Source organism: Micromonospora sp. CPCC 205739, assembly GCF_036906795.1.
Lineage (GTDB): Bacteria > Actinomycetota > Actinomycetes > Mycobacteriales > Micromonosporaceae > Micromonospora.
In genome coordinates, this window is record NZ_JBAKHS010000007.1 from 137,557 (window position 1) to 157,773 (window position 20,217).

The following is a 20,217-nucleotide window of genomic DNA, read 5'->3' on the forward strand; positions in this document are numbered from 1 at the left end:
TGTGGTGGGTCGCTGAACTGGTCACCGGCGCTCCCCGGTGAGGACGACCACCGGGTTGGTGGCGGCCAGGCGCAGTGAGCCGCCGGGCAGGTCGGCGAGGCGGGCGGCGGCGAGCTGACTGCCCTCGACCGCGTAGCCCGCGTCGCGCAGCAGGTGCACGGCGGGCGCGACCCGGTCCAGCGCGGCGAGGGCGACCACCACCCGCTCCGGCCGGCGCGCGGCCACCGCGGCGAGCACCTCGGTACCGCCGCCGCCGACGAAGACGGCGTCCGGGTCGGGCAGCCCGCGCAGCGCCCCGGGGGCGGAGCCGGTCACCACCCGTACGTCGACGCCGTGCCGGGCGGCGTTGGCCCGCACCGGCGCCTGCGGGTCGCGTTCCACCGCGACCACGGCCGCGCCGAGCAGCGCGCACTCGATGCCCACCGAGCCGCTGCCGGCGCCCACGTCCCAGACCAGCCGGCCGAGCCGGGGGCGCAGCCGGGCCACCACCAGGGCCCGCACCTCCGCCTTGGTGATCATCGAGTCCCGGTGGGCGTACGCGGACTCGGGCAGCGCCCACCCGCCGGCCGGCGCGGCGCCCGGCTGGTTGTCCGCCCGCATCGGACCCACCCCGGCTCCGCCGTCCGGGTCGCCGGCGGTCGGGGCGAGGCTGAGCAGGACGTGCGGATCGGCCCAGCGGCGGCCGGCGGCCTCCTCCGGGGTGGTCCAGGTGATCCGCTCGTCGGGCGTGCCCAGGTGCTCGGCCACCACCAGCCTGCGGGACCAGCCGACCAGGCCGGCGCCGAGTTCGGCCGCCCCGGCGCCGGGCGCGGTGAGCACCGCGACGGCGGGCAGCGCGCGGCAGGCGTTGAGCGCCGGTCGCGGGTCGCGCCCGTGCGCGGTGACCACGGCGGCGCCGTCCCAGGGCAGCCCGGCGCGGGCGAACGCGGCGCCGACGCTGGAGACCGCGGGCAGTACCCGCAGCGGCAGCCCGGCCGCCCGCAGCCGCCGGACGATGCCGAAGAAGCCGGGATCGCCGCTGGCCAGCACGACGGCCTGGTGGCCGGCGGCGACGGCGGCGCGCAGCCGGTCCAGGGCGGGGGCGAGCGGCCCGAGGGTGACGGTCGGGCAGCCGGGGGGCACCGGCGCGGCGGCGAGGTGCCGGGCCGCCCCGACCACCAGCCCGGCCGTGGCCAGCGCCTCGGCCAGCCCGGGGTGCGCCGGGCCACCGGCGGCGTCGATCCCCACCACGGTCACGGCCGCGCCGGCGGACAGGTCCTCGGTGAGCGGTATGCCGCTCAGGCATGAATATGACTGGGAGTCATGTCGGTCGCCGGTGGATTGCCGCCGACCGCCATCACCCTGAGTGACCGGGCCACCGTTCCGCGACGGCGTGGCGCTCATGCCGCCCACCGGCCCGAGGAGGCGACGAGCCGGGAGCCGGCGAAGTCGACCATGGCCACGTCGACGGTGACCGCCCGCTCGGCGAAGCGGAGCAGCACCTGGCGGACCCGGTGGCAGAGCAGGTCCCCGGCGGGACCGAGCAGGCCGGCTTCCTCCCACAGCTCGTACGCGTGCCGCCCGGTGTTCGCCGCGGTGACCGCCGCGACCAGGTCGGCGTCGCCGCCGGCCTCGGCGGTGACCGCGCCGAGCAGCGACAGGTCCACCTTGGAGCGGGTGTAGTGGGTCATCAGGATGCCGGCGGCGAGCTTGGCCAGCTTGCCGGCCATCCCGACGAAGACCACGCCGGTCATCCGGTCCCCGACGGCAGCGGTGATCGCCGCGCCGGTGAAGTCGCCGACCTCGACGAAGCACACCTCGGGCAGCTCCGGCAGCAGGTTACGGGCGGCCCGCTCGGTACGCCCCCCGGTGCAGAGCACCACGGTGGACTCGCCCTGGGCGGCCATCACGTGCACCGCCTGCACCACGCTGGCCCGCCAGGAGGCGGTGGAGAAGGGCCGGACGATTCCGGTGGTGCCGAGGATGGAGATGCCGCCGAGGATGCCGAGCCGCCGGTTGGTGGTCTTGCGGGCCATCACCTCGCCGCCCGGCACGCTGATCACCACCCGGACGCCCACCTCGGTCAGGTCGACCACCTCGGCCACGGCCCGGCCGATCATCCGGCGCGGGGTGTCGTTGATCGCCGGCCCGCCGACGGCCAGGCCGAGCCCGGGCTTGGTGACGGTGCCGACGCCGGGGCCGCCGTCGAGGTCCAGGCCGGGCTCGGCGCGCCAACCGACGGTGGCGGTGAGGTGCGCGCCGTGGGTGACGTCGGGGTCGTCGCCGGCGTCCTTGACCACCACGGCCTCAGCGCGCGGGTCGGCCGCCGGGGTGAGGTCGCACCGGGCGACCGGGAAGCTCACCCGCCGGCCGTCGGGCAGCCCGATCTCCACCTCCGGCTGGGGCACGCCGGTGACCAGCGCGGTCACCGCGGCCTTCGCCGCCGCCGTCGCGCAGGCGCCGGTGGTCCAGCCGGTGCGCAGCGCGGTGGGCCGGACCTTCGCGGTACGCGGCAGGTCCGGCTCGCGCAGCGGCGGCTCGGCGTACGTCACCGGGGGCCGTCCCCCGACCCGGCGGCGCGGGCGCGGCGCAGCTCGGCGCGGGCGGCCGGCTCGGCCCGGCGGAAGGTGTGGAAGTGCCCCGGGTGGTAGAGGTGCGAGCGGGTGCCGGTGGCGGCGAGCGCCGGGCCGACCAGGAAGAGAGTGTGCTTCCAGAGCCGGTGCTCCTTGACGGTGGCCTCCAGGTCGGCCAGCGCGCAGTGCACCACCAGCTCGTCCGGCCAGGTCGCCTGGTACGCCACCACGACCGGGGTGTCCGGCGGGTAGCCACCGGCGAGCAGCTCGGCCTGGGCCTGCCCGGAGCGGGCGGCGGAGAGGAAGAGCGCCATCGTGGTGCCGTGCCGGGCGAACTCGCGAACCCGCTCCCCCGCCGGCATCGGCGTCTTGCCGCCTTCGAGGCGGGTGAGGATCACCGACTGGGCCACCTCGGGGATGGTCAGCTCCCGGCCGACGATCGCCGCCACGGCGGTGAACGAGGACACCCCGGGCGCGATCTCGACGGCCAGGTCGAGGGCCCGGCACAGGTCGAGCTGTTCCTGCACCGCGCCCCAGAGCGCGGGGTCGCCGGAGTGGATCCGGGCCACGGTCAGTCCCTCGGCGGCGGCCCGCCGGTACAGCGGCAGCACCCCCTCGATGGGCAGCTGCGAGGAGTCGACGATCTCGGCGTCGGCGCGGGCGTGGGCGAGGACGTCGGCGTGCACCAGGCTGGCTGCCCAGATCACCACGTCGGCCGCGCCGATCACCCGGGCGGCGCGCAGGGTGAGCAGGTCGGCCGCGCCGGGTCCGGCCCCGACGAACCACACCTTTCCGGTGCTGGTCACAGTTTTCCTCCCCGGCGGTCCCGGCGGGCCGGGACCAGCAGTGTCGACAGGTACGGCAGGTCGTCGGCGGTCGCGTCGACCGGCCCGATCCGCTCCCCGGGCAGGCCGAGGGACCGGCCGAGCACGGCGTCGGGGAGCCGGTCGTGCCGGCGCAGCTCGTCGACCAGCTCGGCATGCCGCCGCCAGCCCTTGTAGACGACGACGGTGCCCGGGCCGGCCAGCGCGTCGGCCAGGAGCGCCCGCCCGGCGGTGGCCGGCAGCAGGGTCAGCGGTTCGCGGCCCTCGCAGAGCGGCACGCCGCTGCGCGAGGCCAGCTCCTGCATGGCGGTGACCCCGGGCACGGTGCGCACCTCGACGGCGGGGCGCAGCGCGCGCACGCTCTGCGCGAGGTAGCCGAAGGTGGAGTAGACGTTGGGGTCGCCGATGGTGGCGAAGGCGATCGAGGCGGCGCCGTCGTCGAGGGCGGCCACCACGGCCCGGGCGGCGGCGTCCCAGGCCCGCTCCCGGCGGGCGGTCACCCCGCCCCGGTCGTCCAGGGCGAACGGCAGCCGGCGCAGCCGGTCCGCGTCGACGTGCGCGCGCACCGTGGTCTCGGCCCGGCCGGGGGGAGCGTCGTCGTCGGCGGCCAGCCGGTCCAGCACGGGTACGACCACCAGGTCGGCCTCGCGCAGCACCCGCACCGCCTTCAGGGTGAGCAGTTCCGGGTCGCCGGGGCCGACACCCACCCCGGTCAGCGTGGGCGCGCTCACCGGGCGGCCGCCTCGACCAGGCGGCGGGCGGCCGACGGGTGGCCGGCCCAGTGGGTGTGCAGGTAGGAGGCGTGCACCCGGCCGTCGACGAAGCCGTGCCGGCCGCCGTCGAAGTGCCACGCCGGCCGGTCCCCGTGACCGGGGTCGGTGGTGGTGCGGTGGAACTCGTGGCCGCGTACCGGCTCGCCGGCCGGGTGCGGCGGGGAGTCGGCGGCGGCGACGGCCTCCCGGTAGCCGAGGGTGAGCTTCCCGGTCATCCGGGCGGTGTGCGGCAGCCGCCCGCACATCGGCACCCCGTCGAGGGAGCGCCCGAGGTAGAGCAGGCCGGCGCACTCGGCGACGACCGGCCCGTCGAAGTCGGCCAGTTCGGCGCGGAGCGCGGAGTTGGCCGCGAGGGCCTCGACGTGCACCTCGGGGAAGCCGCCGCCGAGGACGACGGCGCGGGTGCCGGCGGGCAGGGCGGGGTCGCGCAGCGGATCGAAGCGGACCACGGTGGCGCCGGCCGCGGCGAGCAGTTCGGTGGTCTCGGCGTACGAGAAGGTGAAGGCGGGGCCACCGGCGACCGCGACGACCGGACGCTGCCGACCGGCGGGGCCCCCGACGGCGACGGCCGGGTCCCAGGCGGGGGCGGTCAGCGGCGGGGCGGTCCGGGCGAGGTCGAGCACCGCGTCGAGGTCCACGGTGGACTCGACCAGTTCGGCGAGGGCGTCGACGACGGCGAGGGACTCGGGGGCCCGTTCGGCGACCGGTACCAGGCCGAGGTGCCGCGACGGCGCGGTCACCTCGGCGGCCCGGGTGACCGCCCCGAGCACCGGTACGCCCACCTCGGCGAGGGCGTCGCGCAGCAGGGTCTCGTGCCGGGGTGAGCCGACCCGGTTCAGCACCACCCCGCCGATGCGCACGCCCGGGTCGAAGGCGCGCATGCCGAGCACCAGGGCGGCGGCCGAGCGGCCCTGCGCGGTGGTGTCGAGCACCAGCAGCACGGGCGCGTCGATCAGCCGGGCGACGTGCGCGGTCGAGGCGTACGACCGGCGGCCGACCGCGCCGTCGTGCAGCCCCATCACCCCCTCGACGACCGCCACGTCGGCGGGGGTGGGGACGCTCGCGCCGTGCCGCAGCAGCGGCGCGATCCGCTCCTCGCCGACCAGCCAGGGGTCAAGGTTGCGGCCCGGGCGGCCGGCGGCGAGAGCGTGGTAGCCGGGGTCGATGTAGTCGGGGCCGACCTTGTGCGGGCTGACGGTCAGGCCGCGCCGGCGCAGCGCGCCGAGCAGTCCGGTGGCCACGGTGGTCTTGCCGTGTCCGCTGGCCGGGGCGGCCACCACCAGCCGGGGCAGCGGCCACGGCGCGTCCGGGCTCACCACTCGATGCCCTTCTGGCCCTTCTGGCCCGCGTCCATCGGGTGCTTGACCTTGGTCAGCTCGGCGACCAGGTCGGCGGCGGCGACCAGGCGCGGGTCGGCGTCCCGGCCGGTGATCACGACGTGCTGGAAGCCGGGGCGGTTGGCGAGGGTGTCGACCACCTCGTCGACGTCGACCCAGCCCCACTTCATCGGGTACGTGAACTCGTCGAGCACGTACAGGCCGTAGCGTTCGGCGGCCAGGTCGCGCTGGATCTGCCGCCAGCCCTCCAGGGCGTCGGCGGCGTGGTCGGCCTCGCCGCCGCGCTGGATCCACGACCAGCCCTCGCCCATCTTGTGCCAGGCCACCGGGGCGCCCTGACCGGTGCGCTCGTGCACCTCGCCGAGCGCGCGGAAGGCGTTCTCCTCGCCGACCCGCCACTTGGCGCTCTTGACGAACTGGAACACCCCGACGGGCAGCCCGGCGGTCCAGGCCCGCAGCGCCAACCCGAACGCGGCGGTGGACTTGCCCTTCATCTGTCCGGTGTGCACGACCAGCAGCGGGCGGTTGCGCCGCTGCCGGGTGGTCAGCCCGTCGGCGGGCACGGTGGACGGCTTGCCCTGCGGCATCAGGCGCTCCTCTTCGTGGTGGTGGCGGTTCCGGCCGCCGCTCTCGGGCAGTCGTGGTGGGTGCCGGCACGGCAGCCGCAGGCCGCAGCGGTGGCGAGCTTCAGGAGGGGGTCGGTGGCGACCGCGTCGAGGCGGTGGTGGTCCGCGCCGAGCTGGGCGGCGAGTCGGCGGGCGAGGCCGAGCCGGACCGGGCCGGACTCGCAGTCGACCACCACGCTGGGCGCGCCGGTGGCGGCGAGCACCGCCGCGGCCCGGGCCGCCCGGTCGAGCGGGCGCTCCCCGGCGGTGGCCCGGCCGTCGGTGACGACCAGCACCAGGGGGCGGCGCTTCGGGTCGCGCAGCCGCTCCACCCGCAGCAGCTCGGCGGCGGCGAGCAGTCCCTCCGCCAGCGGGGTACGCCCGCCGGTGGGCAGCTCGGCCAGCCGGGTCGAGGCGGCCAGCACCGAGGAGGTGGCCGGCAGCAGGGTGCGCGCGCCGGCACCCCGGAAGGCGATCACGGCGACCTTGTCCCGGCGCTGGTAGGCGTCGGTGAGCAGGGCGAGCACCGCGCCCTTGACGGCGGACATCCGCTGCCGGGCGCCCATCGAGCCGCTGGCGTCGACCACGAAGAGCACGAGGTTGCCCTCGCGGCCCTCGCGGACCGCCTCGCGCAGGTCGTCCGGGCGCAGCAGCAGCGGGCCGGCGTCGCGGCCCCGGCCGCTCTGGTGCGGGGCGGCGGCGCGCAGCGTCGCCGGCAGGTGCAGCGCGCCGGGCCGACCGGCCGGCACCCGGGCGCCGGTGGTGCGGCCCCGTCCGGTCCGGGCGCGGGAACGCCGGCCGGGCACGCCCTCGCCGACACCGGGCGCGGTGAGCAGCCGGGCCCGCAACCCACCCCGGGGTACGGCCACCGGCTGCGCCCCGCCCGCCGGCCGGCCCGCGCTCCGGCCGTCTCCGGCGTCGCCGCCGGGGCGCGAGCCCTGGCCGTCGTCCGGCCCGCCGCCGTCGAGACCGTCGCCGCCGGGACCGCCCCCGTCGGGACCGTCGCCGGCACGGTCCGGCCATCCGTCGTCGTTCGCCGGCCGGCCGCCGTCGCTGCGGCCGGCCGGGTCGGGGCGCTCGCTCCGATCGCCGGGCCGTGCGTCGTCGCCGCCCTGGGCCGACCCGGGTTCGCCGTGCTCGGCGGGGCCAGAACCGCCGGGACCGTGGTCGTCGGGGTGACGGCCGGGGTGGCCCCCCTCGCCCGGGCCGGGCCCGTCCGGACCGTCGTCGGGACCGCCGGCCGGGCCGCCGCCGGGCGGGTCGTCGTCGGGGTGCTCGTCCTGGGCCCGCCGCAACGCCTCGTCCAGGCGCTTCTCGTCCAGGTCCGGGCTGTCGAACGGGTCGCGGCGGCGCCGGTGCGGCAGCGCGAGCCGGGCGGCGACCCGGACGTCCTCGGCGCTCACCCGGTCCCGGCCCTGCCAGGCGGCGTGCGCGAGCGCGGCGCGGGCGGTGACGATGTCCGCGCGCATCCCGTCCACGTCGAACGCGGCGCACACCTCGGCGATCTGGCGCAGCGCGGCGTCGGGCAGCAGCACCCGGTCCAGCCGTCGCCGGGCGGCGGCGACCCGGCGGGCGATCTCGGCGTCGGCGTCGGCCCACCGGGCGGCGAAACCGGCCGGATCGGCGTCGGCGGCGAGCCGGCGACGGACCACCTCGACGCGGACGGCCGGGTCGCGGCTGGCGCCGACCGCGACGGTGAGCCCGAACCGGTCGAGCAGCTGCGGGCGCAGCTCCCCCTCCTCCGGGTTCATCGTGCCGACCAGCAGGAACCGGGCGGCGTGGCTGACCGAGACGCCCTCCCGCTCGACGTGGCAGCGGCCCATCGCGGCGGCGTCGAGCAGCAGGTCGACCAGGTGGTCGTGGAGCAGGTTCACCTCGTCGACGTAGAGCACGCCCCGGTGGGCGGCGGCGAGCAGGCCCGGCTCGAAGGCGCGTACCCCCTCGCCGAGGGCCTTCTCCAGGTCGAGCGAACCGACCACCCGGTCCTCGGCGGCACCGACCGGCAGCTCGACCAGGCGGGCCGGGCGGCGCTCGGCCGCCGGTCCGGCCGGGTGCGGCCCGTCCGGGCAGGCCGGGTCGGGGGCGGCCGGGTCGCAGGCGAAGCGGCAGCCGGCGACCCGGTCGACCGGGGGCAGCAGCGCCGCGAGCGCCCGGACGGCGGTGGACTTGGCGGTGCCCTTCTCGCCCCGCACCAGCACCCCGCCGATCGCCGGGGAGACGGCGTTGAGCAGCAGCGCCAGCCGCATGTCGTCCATGCCCAGCACCGCACTGAACGGGTACGTCGTCACTGCGCCTCCTGCGATCGCGGCTGCGGGGCTCGCAAACCCGGCTCACTCCTCGCGCTCACTGCCGGTCCTCCAGGTCGCCCTCGCTGGCCAGGTACGTCTCGCGGAGCCGGTCGAGGGTGGCCGGTTCGGGCGCGGCCCACAGCCCCCGGTCGGCGGCCTCCAGCAGCCGCTCGGTGATGCCGCGCAGCGCCCACGGGTTGGACTCGGCCAGGAACTCCCGGGTGGTCTCGTCGAAGACGTACGCGGCGGCGAGGTGCTCGTACATCCAGTCGTCGACGACGCCGGCGGTGGCGTCGTAGCCGAACAGGTAGTCCACGGTGGCGGCCAGCTCGAACGCACCCTTGTAGCCGTGCCGGCGCATCGCGGCGATCCACTTCGGGTTGACCACCCGCGCCCGGAACACCCGCCGGGTCTCCTCGCCGAGGGTGCGGGTGCGGACGTCGTGCGGCATCGCCGAGTCGCCCACGTACGCGGCCGGGGCGGCGCCGGTGAGGTGGCGCACCATCGCCACCATCCCGCCGTGGTACTGGAAGTAGTCGTCGGAGTCGACGATGTCGTGCTCGCGGGTGTCCTGGTTCTTCACGGCGACGGCGATGCGGGCGAAGGAGCGTTCCATGTCGGCGCGCGCCTCCCGCCCGTCCAGCCCCCGGCCGTAGGCGTAGCCGCCCCAGACGGCGTACACCTCGGCGAGGTCGGCGTCGGTACGCCAGTTCCGGGCATCGATCAGCGGCAGCAGTCCCGCCCCGTACGCCCCCGGCTTGGAGCCGAAGATCCGGGCGGTGGCCCGCCGCTCGTCGCCGTGCTCGGCGAGGTCGGCGGCCACGTGGGCGCGGACGTAGTTCTCGTCGGCCGGCTCGTCGAGGGCGGCGACCCGGCGTACCGCGTCGTCGAGCAGCGCCACGACGTGCGGAAAGGCGTCGCGGAAGAAGCCGGAGATGCGGACGGTGACGTCGACCCGGGGGCGGCCCAGCTCGGCCGCCGGCACCACCTCGACGCCGGTGACCCGGCGGGAGCGGTCGTCCCAGACCGGCCGGCAGCCGAGCAGCGCCAGCACCTCGGCGATGTCGTCGCCCTGGGTACGCATGGCGCTGGTGCCCCAGACGGTGAGCCCCACCGAGCGGGGGTACGCGCCGGTGTCGGCCAGGTGCCGGGCGAGCAGCGAGTCGGCGAGGGCCACCCCGACGTCCCAGGCGTTGCGCGACGGGATGGCCTTGGGGTCGACGGAGTAGAAGTTGCGGCCGGTGGGGAGCACGTTGACCAGGCCGCGGGTGGGTGAGCCGGAGGGGCCGGGCGGCACGAACCGGCCGTCGAGCGCGCCGAGCACCCGGTCGATCTCGTCGGTGGTCCGGGCCAGCCGGGGCACCACCTCACGGGCGGCGAAGCGCAGCACGTCGGCGGCGTCGCCGATGGTCCGGCCGGTGACCTCCTCGACGACCGCGTCGACCTTGTCGGCGTCCCAGCCGAGGGTCTCCATGCCGACGACGAGCCGGCGGGCCAGCGCCTCGATCAGGTCGACGGCGTCGGCGGCGGTGCCGGCCGGCCCGTCCGCCGCCTCGGTGAGCGGCTCCGGCACGGCGATGCGCCGTCCCGGCTCGGCGAGCAGGTCCTGCTCGTCCAGCCCGTACGCGGCGGCGAGCGCCTGACGCAGGCCGGGCAGGGCGCGGGTGCCGCCCCAGACCTGGGGGGCGCGCAGCACGGCGAGGACGAGGTTGACCCGGGCCTCGCCAGTGGGCGCCTCGGCAAGGATGTGCAGCCCGTCGCGGATCTGCACGTCCTTGACCTCGCAGAGGTACCCGTCGAGGTGCAGCACGAAGTCGTCGAAGTCGTCGGCGGCCGGCATGTCCTCGGTGTGCAGGTCGTGGTGCAGCTCGGCGGCGCGGACGAGTTCCCAGATCTGCGCCCGCACGGTGGGCACCTTGGCCGGGTCGAGCGCCTGCACGGTGGCGTACTCGTCGAGGAGCTGTTCGAGTTTGGCCAGGTCGCCGTACGTCTCGGCGCGGGCCATCGGCGGCACGAGGTGGTCGACGACGACGGCGTGCGCCCGCCGCTTGGCCTGGGTGCCCTCACCGGGGTCGTTGACGATGAACGGGTAGACCAGCGGCAGGTCGCCGAGGACCGCGTCGGGGGCGCAGTCGGCGGCGAGCCCGAGGCCCTTGCCGGGCAGCCATTCCAGGGTGCCGTGCTTGCCGAGGTGCACCACCGCGTCCGCGCCGAAGCCGCCGTCGGCCACCGGCGCGGCCAGCCAGCGGTACGCGGCCAGGTAGTGGTGGCTGGGTGGCAGGTCGGGGTCGTGGTAGATGGCGATCGGGTTCTCGCCGAAGCCGCGCGGCGGCTGGATCATCAGCACCACGTTGCCGAAGCGCAGCCCGGCGAGGACGAGGTCGCCGCCGTCGGTGTAGAGCTCGCCCGGCGGCTCGCCCCAGTGGGTGCGCATCCGCTCCCGCAGCGGCGCCCGCACCCGGGCGAACCAGCGCCGGTAGGTCTGCCCGGGCACCCGCGCCTCGGCGGCGGCGAGCTGCTCCGGGGTGAGCCACTCGACGTCGTGCCCGCCGGCGGCGATCAGCGCGTGGATCAGCGCGTCCCCGTCGGTGGGGACCGGCCCGTCGCCCAGGTCGTAGCCGGCGTCGGCGAGGGCGGCCAGCAGCCGGACCGCCGAGGCGGGGGTGTCCAGGCCGACCGCGTTGCCGACCCGGGAGTGCTTGGTCGGGTACGAGCTGAGCACCACGGCGAGGCGCTTGTCGGCGTGGGGCACGTGCCGCAGCCGGGCCTGGCGAACGGCGATGCCGGCCACCCGGGCGGCCCGCTCCGCGTCGGCGGCGTAGACCGAGAGCCCGTCGGCGTCGATGCGCTTGAACGAGAACGGCACGGTGACGATCCGCCCGTCGAACTCGGGGATGGCCACCTGCATCGCGGCGTCCAACGGGGAGAGTCCGGCGTCGCTGCCGGCCCACTGCTCCCGGGTGCTGGTGAGGCAGAGCGCCTGCACGATCGGCACGTCGAGGGCGGCGAGCGCGCCGACGTCCCAGGCGTCCTCGTCGCCCCCGCCGGAGGCGTCCGCGGCCACGGCGCCGCCGGCGGCGAGCACGGTGACGACCAGGGCGTCGCAGCGGGCGAAGAGGGGCAGCGGCCCGTCTCCGGGGCGGAGCCCGCGCAGCGAGCCGCAGAAGATCGGCAGCGGGTTGCCGCCGGCCGCCTCGACCGCGTCGGCGAGCGTGTCGACGAAGCCGGTGTTCCCGGCGAGGGCGTGCGCCCGGTAGAAGACGATCCCGACGGTGGGGCGGGCCGGCGTGGCCGCCGTCGACACCGCTGCCCGGTCCCCGTGCACGCCGTACGCCGGGGTGGGGGCGGGCGGGTCGAAGCCCTCGCCGGTGAGCAGCACCGTGTCGGAGAGGAAGCGGGCCAGCTCGGCCAGGTTCGCCGGACCCCCCTCGACCAGGTAGGACAGTGCCTGGGTGGCCACTCCGGAGGCCACCGTGGAGGCGGCCATCAGCTCCGCGTCGGGCACCGCCTCGCCGCCGAGCACGACCGTGGGCACGCCCGAGGCGAGCACGGCGGCCAGCCCGTCCGGCCACGCCTGCCGACCGCCGAGCAGGCGTACGACGGCGAGGTCGACCCCGTCGAGCAGCGCCGGCACGGTGTCGGCGGCGACCCGGGCGGGGTTGGCCAGCCGGTAGTCGGCCCCGCTGGCGCGGGCGGCGAGCAGGTCGGTGTCGGCGGTGGAGAGCAGCAGGATGCGCACGGACGGCTCCGGAGAGTGACGCCCGGACCGGCGCGGGGACGGTCGGGCGGGGCGAGGGGGCGGGCGCGGTTCAGCGGGTACGACGAGCCGCCCGGCGGATCACCGGCGGTGGACCGGTGGGCGGCACGGTGCGGAGGTCAGCGGTGAACGGCGGAACGCAGGGCGCGGGCGCCGGACGGGGCGTCCGGGCCGGTGGCCGGCGCGACGGCACGGCCGGGCAGGGGCGCGACACCGCGCCCGGAACGGGTACGACGGAGCTCGTCGACGGTGGGGACGCTGCGCGTCATCGGGTCCTCCTCGGGTGTCCACGCCCTGGGGTCACTCCGACGGCCGAAGTATCCTGGCTTCCGGATCAACGCTCTCCCCCGGCCTTCCAACCGCAGGAACACGGCCGTGACTCGCGAGGGGGGATCGCTCCCCGGTGACAGTGGCGGGACCGCGCCGGAATCGCACCGGCTTCCTTCACTGCCGTCAGGCCGCGAATGCTGCCACACCCCTCGGCGCCCGGTCAACGCCGCCCCGGGCCACGCCGAGGGCACCAGCCCATCGACACCCGGCGATCATCGGCGCCCTTTCCCGCACGTCGGACAATGTCCGACCTCGATGCCGCGCACCCTTTGCTCTGCTGCCCCGGAGGCGACACCGGAAGCGCTTAACCGTCGCCGGGGCGGCAGCAGAGCAAAGGGGACGCCACGGGCAGGTATCCGCCGGTCAGCGTCGACGGCGGGGCCATCGGCCGGGGACCGAACGCCTACGATCGGTCCCGCCGGCCGGAGAGTCGACGATCGATCGGGAAAGGACTCCAGCCATCACCGAGCCCACGTTCCACCACCTCGCCGGGCGGGTCTGGCTCTACCCGGGCGATCCCGACCCGGAGGCCATCCGGCCGAGCGTGGCGTTGATCACCGACGAGCGCGGCAGCGTGCTGGTCGACGCCGGGCACAGCCCGGGCCACGCCCGGGAGATCCGCGCCGCCGTGACGGCGGCGGGGCTGCCCGAGCCGCGCTGGCTGGTCTACACCCACCACCACTGGGACCACGTGTGGGGCGCCTGCGCCTGGCCGGGCGTCCAGATCGTCGGCCACCTCGCCGGGGAGCGACTGCTGCGCGCCGAGGCGGCCCGCCCGTGGAGCCATCGCTACCTGCGCGAGCAGGTCCGCGCCGAGCCGCGCCTGGGCCCCAGCTTCCGGGCCCGCGCCCTGGCCATGGACTCCTGGGACGGCTTCGCGGTACTGCCACCCACCCGCACCTTCACCGACGAGCTGGAGCTGCCCACCGGCGTGCGGCTGCGTCACGTCGGCGGCCGGCACGCCCCCGACTCGACGGTGGTGCTGGTGCCGGACTCGGCGGTCATGCTGCTCGGCGACTGCTTCTACCCGCCGCCGGCGCACCTGCGGCAGGAGGGCGACGGCCCCGACCTGGCGCTGGTCCGCCGGCTGCTCGACGACCGCTACCACTGGTACGTCTCCAGCCACGCCGACCCGATGACCCTCGACGAGGCCCGCGCCGCCGTGCAGGGGTGAGCGGTCAGCGCATCCGGCGTTCCGGGTGGGCCCGGTTCCAGACCCGCATCCGCTCCGGGTACCCGGTCTTCATCGCCTCGTAGAGCGGCACGGCGTGCCGGCCGGCCAGCTTCGCCGCCGCCTGGGGCGTGCCGGTGCGGCGGCGGATCCACTCGCCGTCGTGGGCGATCGCCACCACGGTGGTGTCGGTGGCGGTGGTCTCCGGCTCCAGGTAGAACTCCACGCCGTGCCGGCTCGTCACGAACTGCTCCAGCGCGGTCAGGTCCTCGCGGGTGGCCTCCCGGTCCAGCTTGGTCGGGGTGGGGACGGCGGTCCGGGACCGCCGGCTGAACCAGCCCATCTGCCCGCTCCTCTCCTCGGCTTCTCTCCAGTGGAGCACCCTGACCTGGCAGTCCGCTGCGAGGACGGTGACAGTGACCTGACCGTGGGTGCTCAGCCGAGCGCGGCCAACTCCCCGGCGGAGAGCCACAGCGCCCCGGCCGCGACGTTCTGCGCCAGGTGCGCCTCGTCGCCGGTGCCGGGAATGGCCAGCACGTGCGGCCCCTGGTGCAGGGTCCAGGCGAGGCGGACCTGGTGCGGGGTGACGCCGTGGGCCCGCGCGATCTCGTGGACGGCGGCGGCGTGCTCGGCCGCCGCGCCGGCCTCCCGCCGGGTGCCGGCGAGGGCGAAGAACGGCACGTACGCCACCCCACGCGCCCCGCACTCGCGCAGCAGGGCGTCCTGGTCGCCCCGGTTGTCGACGGCGTAGCTGTTCTGCACGCAGACCACCGGGGCGACGGCCTGCGCCTCGTCGAGGTGGTCGAGGCGGACGTTGGAGAGCCCGAGGTGGCGGATCAGCCCGGCGTCGCGCAGCTCGGCCAGCACGCCGAAGGACTCCGCGACCGAGTCCCGCCCGGGCCGCTTGACGATCCGCAGGTTCACCACGTCGAGGTGGTCGCGGCCGAGCCGGCGCAGGTTCTCCTCCACCTGGGCGCGCAGCCCGGCCGGCGTGACGTCCTCACGCAGTCCGGTCGCCGGATCGTATGCGAAACCGACCTTGGTGGTGATCACCAGGTCCTCCGGGTACGGGGCGAGCGCGGCGCGGATCAGCTCGGTGGCGTACCGGGCGGGGCCGGTGCCGACGTTCAGGGTCCCGCCGGGCGAGACGTAGAAGGCGGCGGTGTCGATGTGGTTCACGCCCAGTTCCACGGCGCGGCGCAGCACCCGGACGGCGCGGTCGGGGTCGGGGTCGACCGTGGTCCGCATGGAGCCGAACCCCATCCGGCGCACGGTGCGGTCGCCCAGGGTCCAGTTGCCCGCGGCGGTCGCGGTGATCTTGTCGGTAGGCATCCGGCGACCCTAGCCAGCACGGCTACGCGGCGCACTCGGCCGCGCACCCGATACCGCCCGCGGCCGCCCGCTGTTAGGTTTTATCTGCTGGCGGGGTGCGCCGGCGGCCGGGTCACCGGCACCAGCGCCAGGGTCGGCAGCAGCAGCAGCGGCACCACCAGCAGCGCGTGCAGGATGCCGACCCGGTCGCCGAGCAGGCCGAGCAGGGGCGGCCCGGCGAGGAACGACGTGTAGCCCAGCACCGCGACCACACTGACCCGCGCCGGCGCCCGCTCCTCGTCGTCGGCGGCGGCGCTCATCCCCACCGGGAAGCCCAGCGAGGCGCCGAGCCCCCAGAGCGCCACGCCGGCGATCGCGACCGGCCCGGAGCCGGCCAGCACCGCCACCGCCGCGCCGAACGCGGCGAGCAGGATGGTGGTCACCAGGACCGGCACCCGCCCCCAGCGGTCGAGGGCCACGGTGCCGACGGTCCGGCCGATCGTCATACCGGTGACGAAGACCGCGAAGACGGCGGCGCCGACGGCCTCGCTCGTGCCGTACCCGTCGACGAAGGCGACCGCGAGCCAGTCGTTGGCGCTGCCCTCGGCGAACGCCATCACCAGCACCAGCAGGCCGAGGAGCAGGGTGCGCGGCTCCCGCCAGGCGGCGAGCAGGCCACCGCGCCGGGAGGCGGCGGACTCACCGGTGGGCTGGGCGGGCAGGAACGCCCGGGCACCGAGCAGGGTGCCGCTGAGCACGACCGCCGCCAGCACCGCCAGGTGCGCGTCGATCGGCACTGCGAGGCGGGCGGCGCCGGCGCCGATGGCGGCGCCGGCCACCGAGCCGAGACTCCAGGCGGCGTGGAAGCGCGGCATGATCGTGCGTCCCAGCCGCTTCTCGACCGCGGCGCCCTCGACGTTCATCGCCACGTCGCAGGTGCCGGAGCCGTAGCCGAGGGCGAACAGGCCGACCGCGACCCCGGGAAGCGAGCCGAACACGCCGGTCGCCACCCCCACCCCGGCCATCCCGATCGCCACCAGCACGGTGGACGCCACCACCGTGCGGGCCGCGCCGAGGCGCTGGGTCACCAGCCCGGCGGTGGTCAGGGCCAGCACCGCGCCGCCGGACATGGCCAGCAGCAGCAGGCCGAGCCGGCCGGCGCTGAGCCCGAGGGCCTCGCGGACCGCCGGGACCCGGGAGAACCAGGACGCGACGGCGAGGCCGTTGAGGGCGAAGACCACCGCGACGCCGGTGCGGGCGGCCAGCACCCGCCCGGGTACGGCGGGGCTCGGCGCGGTGACGAGTGGGCTCACGTGCGGTCCTTCCGGTGCTACGACGTTTCGCCGTCGATCACACACCGGAATCGTCACGACCACAAGCGCGATGCGCTCCTTACCACATGCTGGTCGGAGCGCGGGCTCGTCGACCCGGCCCGGCACCGCCGCGTACCCTCCGCCGTCGCGGCGGCGGGTCAGGGCCGCCAGGCCCCGGCCGCCTGCGCCGCGTACGCCCGGAAGTCGCGCGGCGGCCGGCCCAGCACCCGCTGGACGCCGTCGTCCAACCGGGCGTTGCGGCCGTCGAGGACCTCGGTGAACAGGTACGTCAGCAGCGCCACCTCCCCCGGACCGACGCCCGCGGCGGTCAGCTCGGCCGCGTACGCGGCGCTGGTGACCGGGACGAAGCGGACGGGACGGCCGGCGGCCGTGGCGATCTCGGCCACCGCCTCGGCGAAGGTCAGCAGCCGGGGGCCGGTCAGCTCGTACGTCCGGCCGGCGTGCCGGTCGGTGGTCAGGGCGGCGACGGCGACCTCGGCGATGTCGTCGGCGTCGACGAAGGGCTCCGGCACGTCGCCGACGGGCAGCGCGAGCACGCCGGCGCGCAGCGGTTCCACCAGGTGTCCCTCGCTGAAGTTCTGGGCGAACCAGCTGGCCCGCAGCACGGTGGGGTCGAGCCCGCTCGCCGCGACGGCCCGCTCGGCCTCGGCCGCCTCGGGCTCGCCCCGCCCGGAGAGCAGCACCAGCCGCCGCACGCCGTGCGCGACGGCCAGCCGGGCGAGGTCGCCCACCGCCTCGACGGCGCCGGGCGCGGCCAGGTCCGGCTGGTACGCGAGGTAGACCGCGCCAACGCCGCGCAGCGCCGGGGCCCAGGTGTCCGGGTCGGTCCAGTCGAAGGGGGGCGTGCCGGCGCGCGAGCCGATCCGGGTGGGTACGCCGAGCGCGGTGAGCCGCCGGGCGACCCGCCGGCCGGTCTTGCCGGTGCCGCCGAGGACGAGGGTGGTCAGGTTTTCCGTCATGGGGACAGTCAACCGATCGGCGGTGAGACGTTGAATGGTTCGCCGTCGTGCAGGCATACGCGCGCGTCTACGATCGCCGCTGTGGATCCGCTGACCGGTCTGCTCGACGGCCCCCGCGCCCGGGGCGCCTTCCTGCTCCGCTCCCTGCTCGACCCGCCGTTCGCGCTGCGCATCGAGGACCGTGCCCCGCTGACCGTGGTGGCCGTGGTGCGCGGCACCGCCTGGGTGGTGCCCGACGCCAGCCCGGCCGAGCTGTTGCGCCCCGGGGACGTGGCGGTGCTGCGCGGCCCGGACGCGTACACCGTCGCCGACGACCCGGCCACCGCGCCGCAGGTGGTCATCCACTCGGGCCAGCGGTGCACCACCCTGCGCGGCGAGCCGTTCACCACCGCCCCGGCGGCGGGGGTGCGCACCTGGGGCACCGGGACGCCGGGCGGAACGGCGCTGCTGACCGGGACGTACCAGTTGCCGGCCGAGGTCAACCGGCGGCTGCTCGCCGCCCTGCCCGCGCTGCTGGTGGTCCGCGCCGACGAGTGGCACAGCCCGCTGGTCGGGCTGCTCGCCGAGGAGGTGGTGCGGGACTCCCCCGGGCAGGAGGCCGTCCTGGACCGGCTGCTCGACCTGCTGCTGATCGCCGTCCTGCGGACCTGGTTCGACCGGCCCGACACGACCCCCTCCTGGTACGCGGCGGCGGCCGATCCGGTGGTCGGGCCGGCCCTGCGCCTGCTGCGTGCCGATCCGGCGCGCCCCTGGACGGTGGCGTCGCTGGCCGCCGAGGTCGGGGTGTCCCGGGCCGCGCTGGCCCGCCGTTTCACCGAGCTGGTCGGTGAGCCGCCGATGGCGTACCTGACCGGCTGGCGGCTGAGCCTCGCGGCGGACCTGCTGCGCGAGCCGGACGCCACGCTCGGCGCGGTCGCCCGCCGGGTCGGCTACGGCAGCCCGTTCGCGCTGAGCACCGCCTTCCGCCGGGTACGCGGCATCAGCCCCCGCGACCACCGGACCCGCACCCCGACCGGCTGACCACCGTGATCCGCTGACGACACGGCCGGTCGGACCGGGCGTCGTTCGCACGGCACGGGTCAGGCGCCGGTGAAGGCGCGGAGCAGGGCGCGCACGGCGGCGCGCAGGTCCTCGCGGCTCTCCGGGCTGCCGGGCGGCGGCGCGCTGAGCGCGCCGGCGCCGACGAGGCGGTCGAAGAGCAGCCCGTCGACGAAGGCGACGAACTGGTCGCCCTGCCGCCGCGGGTCGGCCGCCCCGGCGCCGGCCAGCAGCGCCCGGGCCTGCTCGCGCAGCACCGTGCCGTGCGCCAGGATCCGGCGCAGCTCGGGCCGGTGGACGGCTTCCAGCAGGCAGGCGTAGCGGGCCAGGCTGCGGTCCCGGCCGGTGGTGAGCCAGCGGTCCAGCACCTGCGCCGTGGCCTCGGCGAGCCGGTCGAGGTCGGCCGGGGTGAGCCGGGGCGGCGGCCCGGGGGGCGGCGCCTCGGTGGGCAGCTCCCGGTCGGCCAGGTCCGCCTGGTCCAGGTCGACCAGGCGGCGCACCACCGCCTCGATCAGCGCCTGCCGGGTCCGCAGGTACGCCGACGTGGTGCCGACCGGCACCCCGGCCCGGGCGTCGACGGCCCGGTGGGTCAACGCCCGCATCCCGCCCTCGGCGAGCAGCGCGATCGCCGCGTCGGCCAACGCCGCCACCCGCGCGGACCGACCGCTCATTCCGGGCCTCCTCGTCGTCGTTCTACAGCTGTAGTATGAACTTCTACAGCTGTAGAAGGGCGGTCGGGATGGACGGACACGCGGTGGTGGTCGGCGGCGGCATCGGCGGGCTGGCCGCCGCCCTCGCCCTGCACCGGGCGGGCTGGCGGGTCACCGTGCTCGAACGCGCGCCGGAGCTGCGCGAGGTGGGCGCCGGGCTGACCCTGATGTCCAACGCGCTGCGCGGGCTGGACGCGCTCGGCGTCGGCGCGGCCGTCCGCGCGCACGGCCGGGCCGAGGCGCCCGGCGGGCTGCGCACCCGGAGCGGGCGCTGGCTGTCCCGGGTCGACGGCGCGGACCTGACCCGGCAGCTCGGCACCGCCGCGCTCGGCGTCCACCGGGGCAGCCTGCACGGCGTCCTGCGCGACGCCCTGCCGCCGTCCGCGCTGCGCACCGACGCCGAGGTGGTCGACATGACGACCGGCCCGGACGGCGCCCGGGTGCAGCACCGCTGGCGCGGCGAGCCCGCCGAGCTCGCCGCCGACCTGGTGGTGGGCGCCGACGGGCTGCGCTCGGCCGTGCGCTCCCGGCTCTGGCCGGAGCAGCCCGGGCCCACGTACGCCGGGACGACGGCGTGGCGGGCGGCGATCCGCTGGGCCGACCCGCTGCCGACCGCGGTGAGCTGGGGTCCGGGCGCCGAGTTCGGCATGGTCCCGCTCGGCGCCGACCACGTCTACTGGTACGCCGCGGTCACCGCCCCACCCGGCGGGCGGGCGCCCGACGAGCTGGCCGCCGTGCGGGAGCGCTTCGGCGACTGGCACCACCCGGTCCCGGCGCTGCTCGCCGCCACCCGGCCCGAGCAGGTGCTGCGGCACGACCTGCACCACCTGGGCACGCCACTGCCGTCCTACGCGTGCGGTCGGGTGGCGCTGCTGGGCGACGCGGCGCACGCGATGACCCCCTACCTGGGTCAGGGCGCCTGCCAGGCGATCGAGGACGCGGTCACCCTCGGTGTGGCCTGCGCCGACGGCCCGGCGCATCTGGACGCCGCGCTCGCCCGCTACGACCGGGAACGTCGCCCGCGCAGCCAGTCGGTGGCCCGGGCCTCGGCCCGGGCCGGCCGCTTCGGCCAGCAGCTGCACCACCCGGTCGCGGTCGCGCTCCGCGACACCCTGATCCGGCTCACCCCGTCCCGCGTCGCGCTGCGCCAGGCGGCCCGGTACGCCGACTGGCACCCGCCACGCGACTGAGCGGGCCGGTTCCGGCCTCGACCGACCCGGCGGCCTGA

16 protein-coding genes, 1 pseudogene and 1 riboswitch are annotated in these 20,217 nt (G+C 76.9%); of the genes and pseudogenes, 3 read left to right on the forward strand and 14 right to left on the reverse strand.

Annotated elements, in window-relative coordinates; genetic code table 11:
- Positions 1 to 21: 21 nt before the first annotated feature.
- The 9 genes and pseudogenes from cbiE to V6U88_RS13035 all read right to left on the reverse strand — a co-directional run bounded on the left by cbiE (position 22) and on the right by V6U88_RS13035 (position 12,405).
- Positions 22 to 1,383 (reverse strand): precorrin-6y C5,15-methyltransferase (decarboxylating) subunit CbiE, encoded by a 1,362-nt coding sequence (cbiE, locus tag V6U88_RS12995; RefSeq protein ID WP_442934622.1) that lies wholly within the window; start codon positions 1,381 to 1,383, stop codon positions 22 to 24.
- Entirely contained in the window at positions 1,380 to 2,531 is a 1,152-nt protein-coding gene (locus V6U88_RS13000) for a cobalt-precorrin-5B (C(1))-methyltransferase (protein ID WP_334452757.1), read from the reverse strand. The genes cbiE and V6U88_RS13000 overlap by 4 nt, the downstream gene beginning before the upstream one ends.
- On the reverse strand, positions 2,528 to 3,358 hold the full coding sequence (gene cobM / locus V6U88_RS13005) for a precorrin-4 C(11)-methyltransferase (RefSeq protein ID WP_334452759.1): 831 nt from the start codon (positions 3,356 to 3,358) through the stop codon (positions 2,528 to 2,530). Before cobM ends, V6U88_RS13000 begins: the two co-directional genes overlap by 4 nt.
- Positions 3,355 to 4,107 (reverse strand): precorrin-2 C(20)-methyltransferase, encoded by a 753-nt coding sequence (gene cobI, locus V6U88_RS13010; RefSeq protein ID WP_334452762.1) that lies wholly within the window; start codon positions 4,105 to 4,107, stop codon positions 3,355 to 3,357. The genes cobM and cobI overlap by 4 nt, the downstream gene beginning before the upstream one ends.
- Positions 4,104 to 5,465 (reverse strand): cobyrinate a,c-diamide synthase, encoded by a 1,362-nt coding sequence (locus tag V6U88_RS13015; RefSeq protein ID WP_334452763.1) that lies wholly within the window; start codon positions 5,463 to 5,465, stop codon positions 4,104 to 4,106. Before V6U88_RS13015 ends, cobI begins: the two co-directional genes overlap by 4 nt.
- Positions 5,462 to 6,073, reverse strand: coding sequence for a cob(I)yrinic acid a,c-diamide adenosyltransferase (gene cobO, locus V6U88_RS13020; RefSeq protein WP_334452764.1), 612 nt, complete (start codon positions 6,071 to 6,073; stop codon positions 5,462 to 5,464). The genes V6U88_RS13015 and cobO overlap by 4 nt, the downstream gene beginning before the upstream one ends.
- 86 nt (positions 6,074 to 6,159) lie before the next feature.
- Positions 6,160 to 8,438, reverse strand: a pseudogene (locus V6U88_RS13025) (VWA domain-containing protein); the annotation flags it as partial.
- Positions 8,435 to 12,118, reverse strand: a complete 3,684-nt coding sequence (gene cobN, locus V6U88_RS13030; protein ID WP_334452767.1) for a cobaltochelatase subunit CobN — start codon at positions 12,116 to 12,118, stop codon at positions 8,435 to 8,437. The gene cobN and the pseudogene V6U88_RS13025, both read right to left, overlap by 4 nt.
- Positions 12,119 to 12,255: 137 nt before the next feature.
- Positions 12,256 to 12,405, reverse strand: coding sequence for a hypothetical protein (locus tag V6U88_RS13035; RefSeq protein WP_334452768.1), 150 nt, complete (start codon positions 12,403 to 12,405; stop codon positions 12,256 to 12,258).
- Between the two features lie 46 nt (positions 12,406 to 12,451).
- A riboswitch (cobalamin riboswitch) is annotated at positions 12,452 to 12,581 on the reverse strand.
- A gap of 429 nt (positions 12,582 to 13,010) precedes the next feature.
- Between V6U88_RS13035 and V6U88_RS13040 the strand changes: the two genes are divergently transcribed.
- The gene (locus V6U88_RS13040) at positions 13,011 to 13,640 is read left to right on the forward strand and encodes an MBL fold metallo-hydrolase (RefSeq protein ID WP_334452770.1); all 630 of its coding nucleotides are present in this window, start codon (positions 13,011 to 13,013) and stop codon (positions 13,638 to 13,640) included.
- A gap of 4 nt (positions 13,641 to 13,644) precedes the next feature.
- Here the strand turns inward: V6U88_RS13040 and V6U88_RS13045 are convergent, their stop codons facing one another.
- From V6U88_RS13045 to V6U88_RS13060, 4 genes are all read right to left on the reverse strand, one after another.
- Positions 13,645 to 13,980, reverse strand: a complete 336-nt coding sequence (locus V6U88_RS13045) for a hypothetical protein (protein WP_334452773.1) — start codon at positions 13,978 to 13,980, stop codon at positions 13,645 to 13,647.
- 92 nt (positions 13,981 to 14,072) lie between these two features.
- Complete coding sequence (locus V6U88_RS13050) at positions 14,073 to 14,969, reverse strand: aldo/keto reductase (protein WP_334452776.1); 897 nt, start codon at positions 14,967 to 14,969, stop codon at positions 14,073 to 14,075.
- An 80-nt stretch (positions 14,970 to 15,049) separates the two neighbouring features.
- On the reverse strand, positions 15,050 to 16,261 hold the full coding sequence (locus V6U88_RS13055) for an MFS transporter (protein WP_334452778.1): 1,212 nt from the start codon (positions 16,259 to 16,261) through the stop codon (positions 15,050 to 15,052).
- 158 nt (positions 16,262 to 16,419) lie between these two features.
- The gene (locus tag V6U88_RS13060) at positions 16,420 to 17,241 is read right to left on the reverse strand and encodes an NAD(P)H-binding protein (protein WP_334452779.1); all 822 of its coding nucleotides are present in this window, start codon (positions 17,239 to 17,241) and stop codon (positions 16,420 to 16,422) included.
- An 81-nt stretch (positions 17,242 to 17,322) separates the two neighbouring features.
- Here V6U88_RS13060 and V6U88_RS13065 point away from each other — a divergent pair, with 81 nt between their 5' ends.
- A complete protein-coding gene (locus V6U88_RS13065) occupies positions 17,323 to 18,261 on the forward strand; it encodes an AraC family transcriptional regulator (protein WP_334452780.1) in 939 nt (312 codons plus the stop codon).
- Between the two features lie 59 nt (positions 18,262 to 18,320).
- Here the strand turns inward: V6U88_RS13065 and V6U88_RS13070 are convergent, their stop codons facing one another.
- Positions 18,321 to 18,950, reverse strand: coding sequence for a TetR/AcrR family transcriptional regulator (locus V6U88_RS13070; protein WP_334452781.1), 630 nt, complete (start codon positions 18,948 to 18,950; stop codon positions 18,321 to 18,323).
- 35 nt (positions 18,951 to 18,985) lie between these two features.
- Between V6U88_RS13070 and V6U88_RS13075 the strand changes: the two genes are divergently transcribed.
- Positions 18,986 to 20,179 (forward strand): FAD-dependent oxidoreductase, encoded by a 1,194-nt coding sequence (locus tag V6U88_RS13075; RefSeq protein WP_334452782.1) that lies wholly within the window; start codon positions 18,986 to 18,988, stop codon positions 20,177 to 20,179.
- Positions 20,180 to 20,217: the final 38 nt, after the last annotated feature.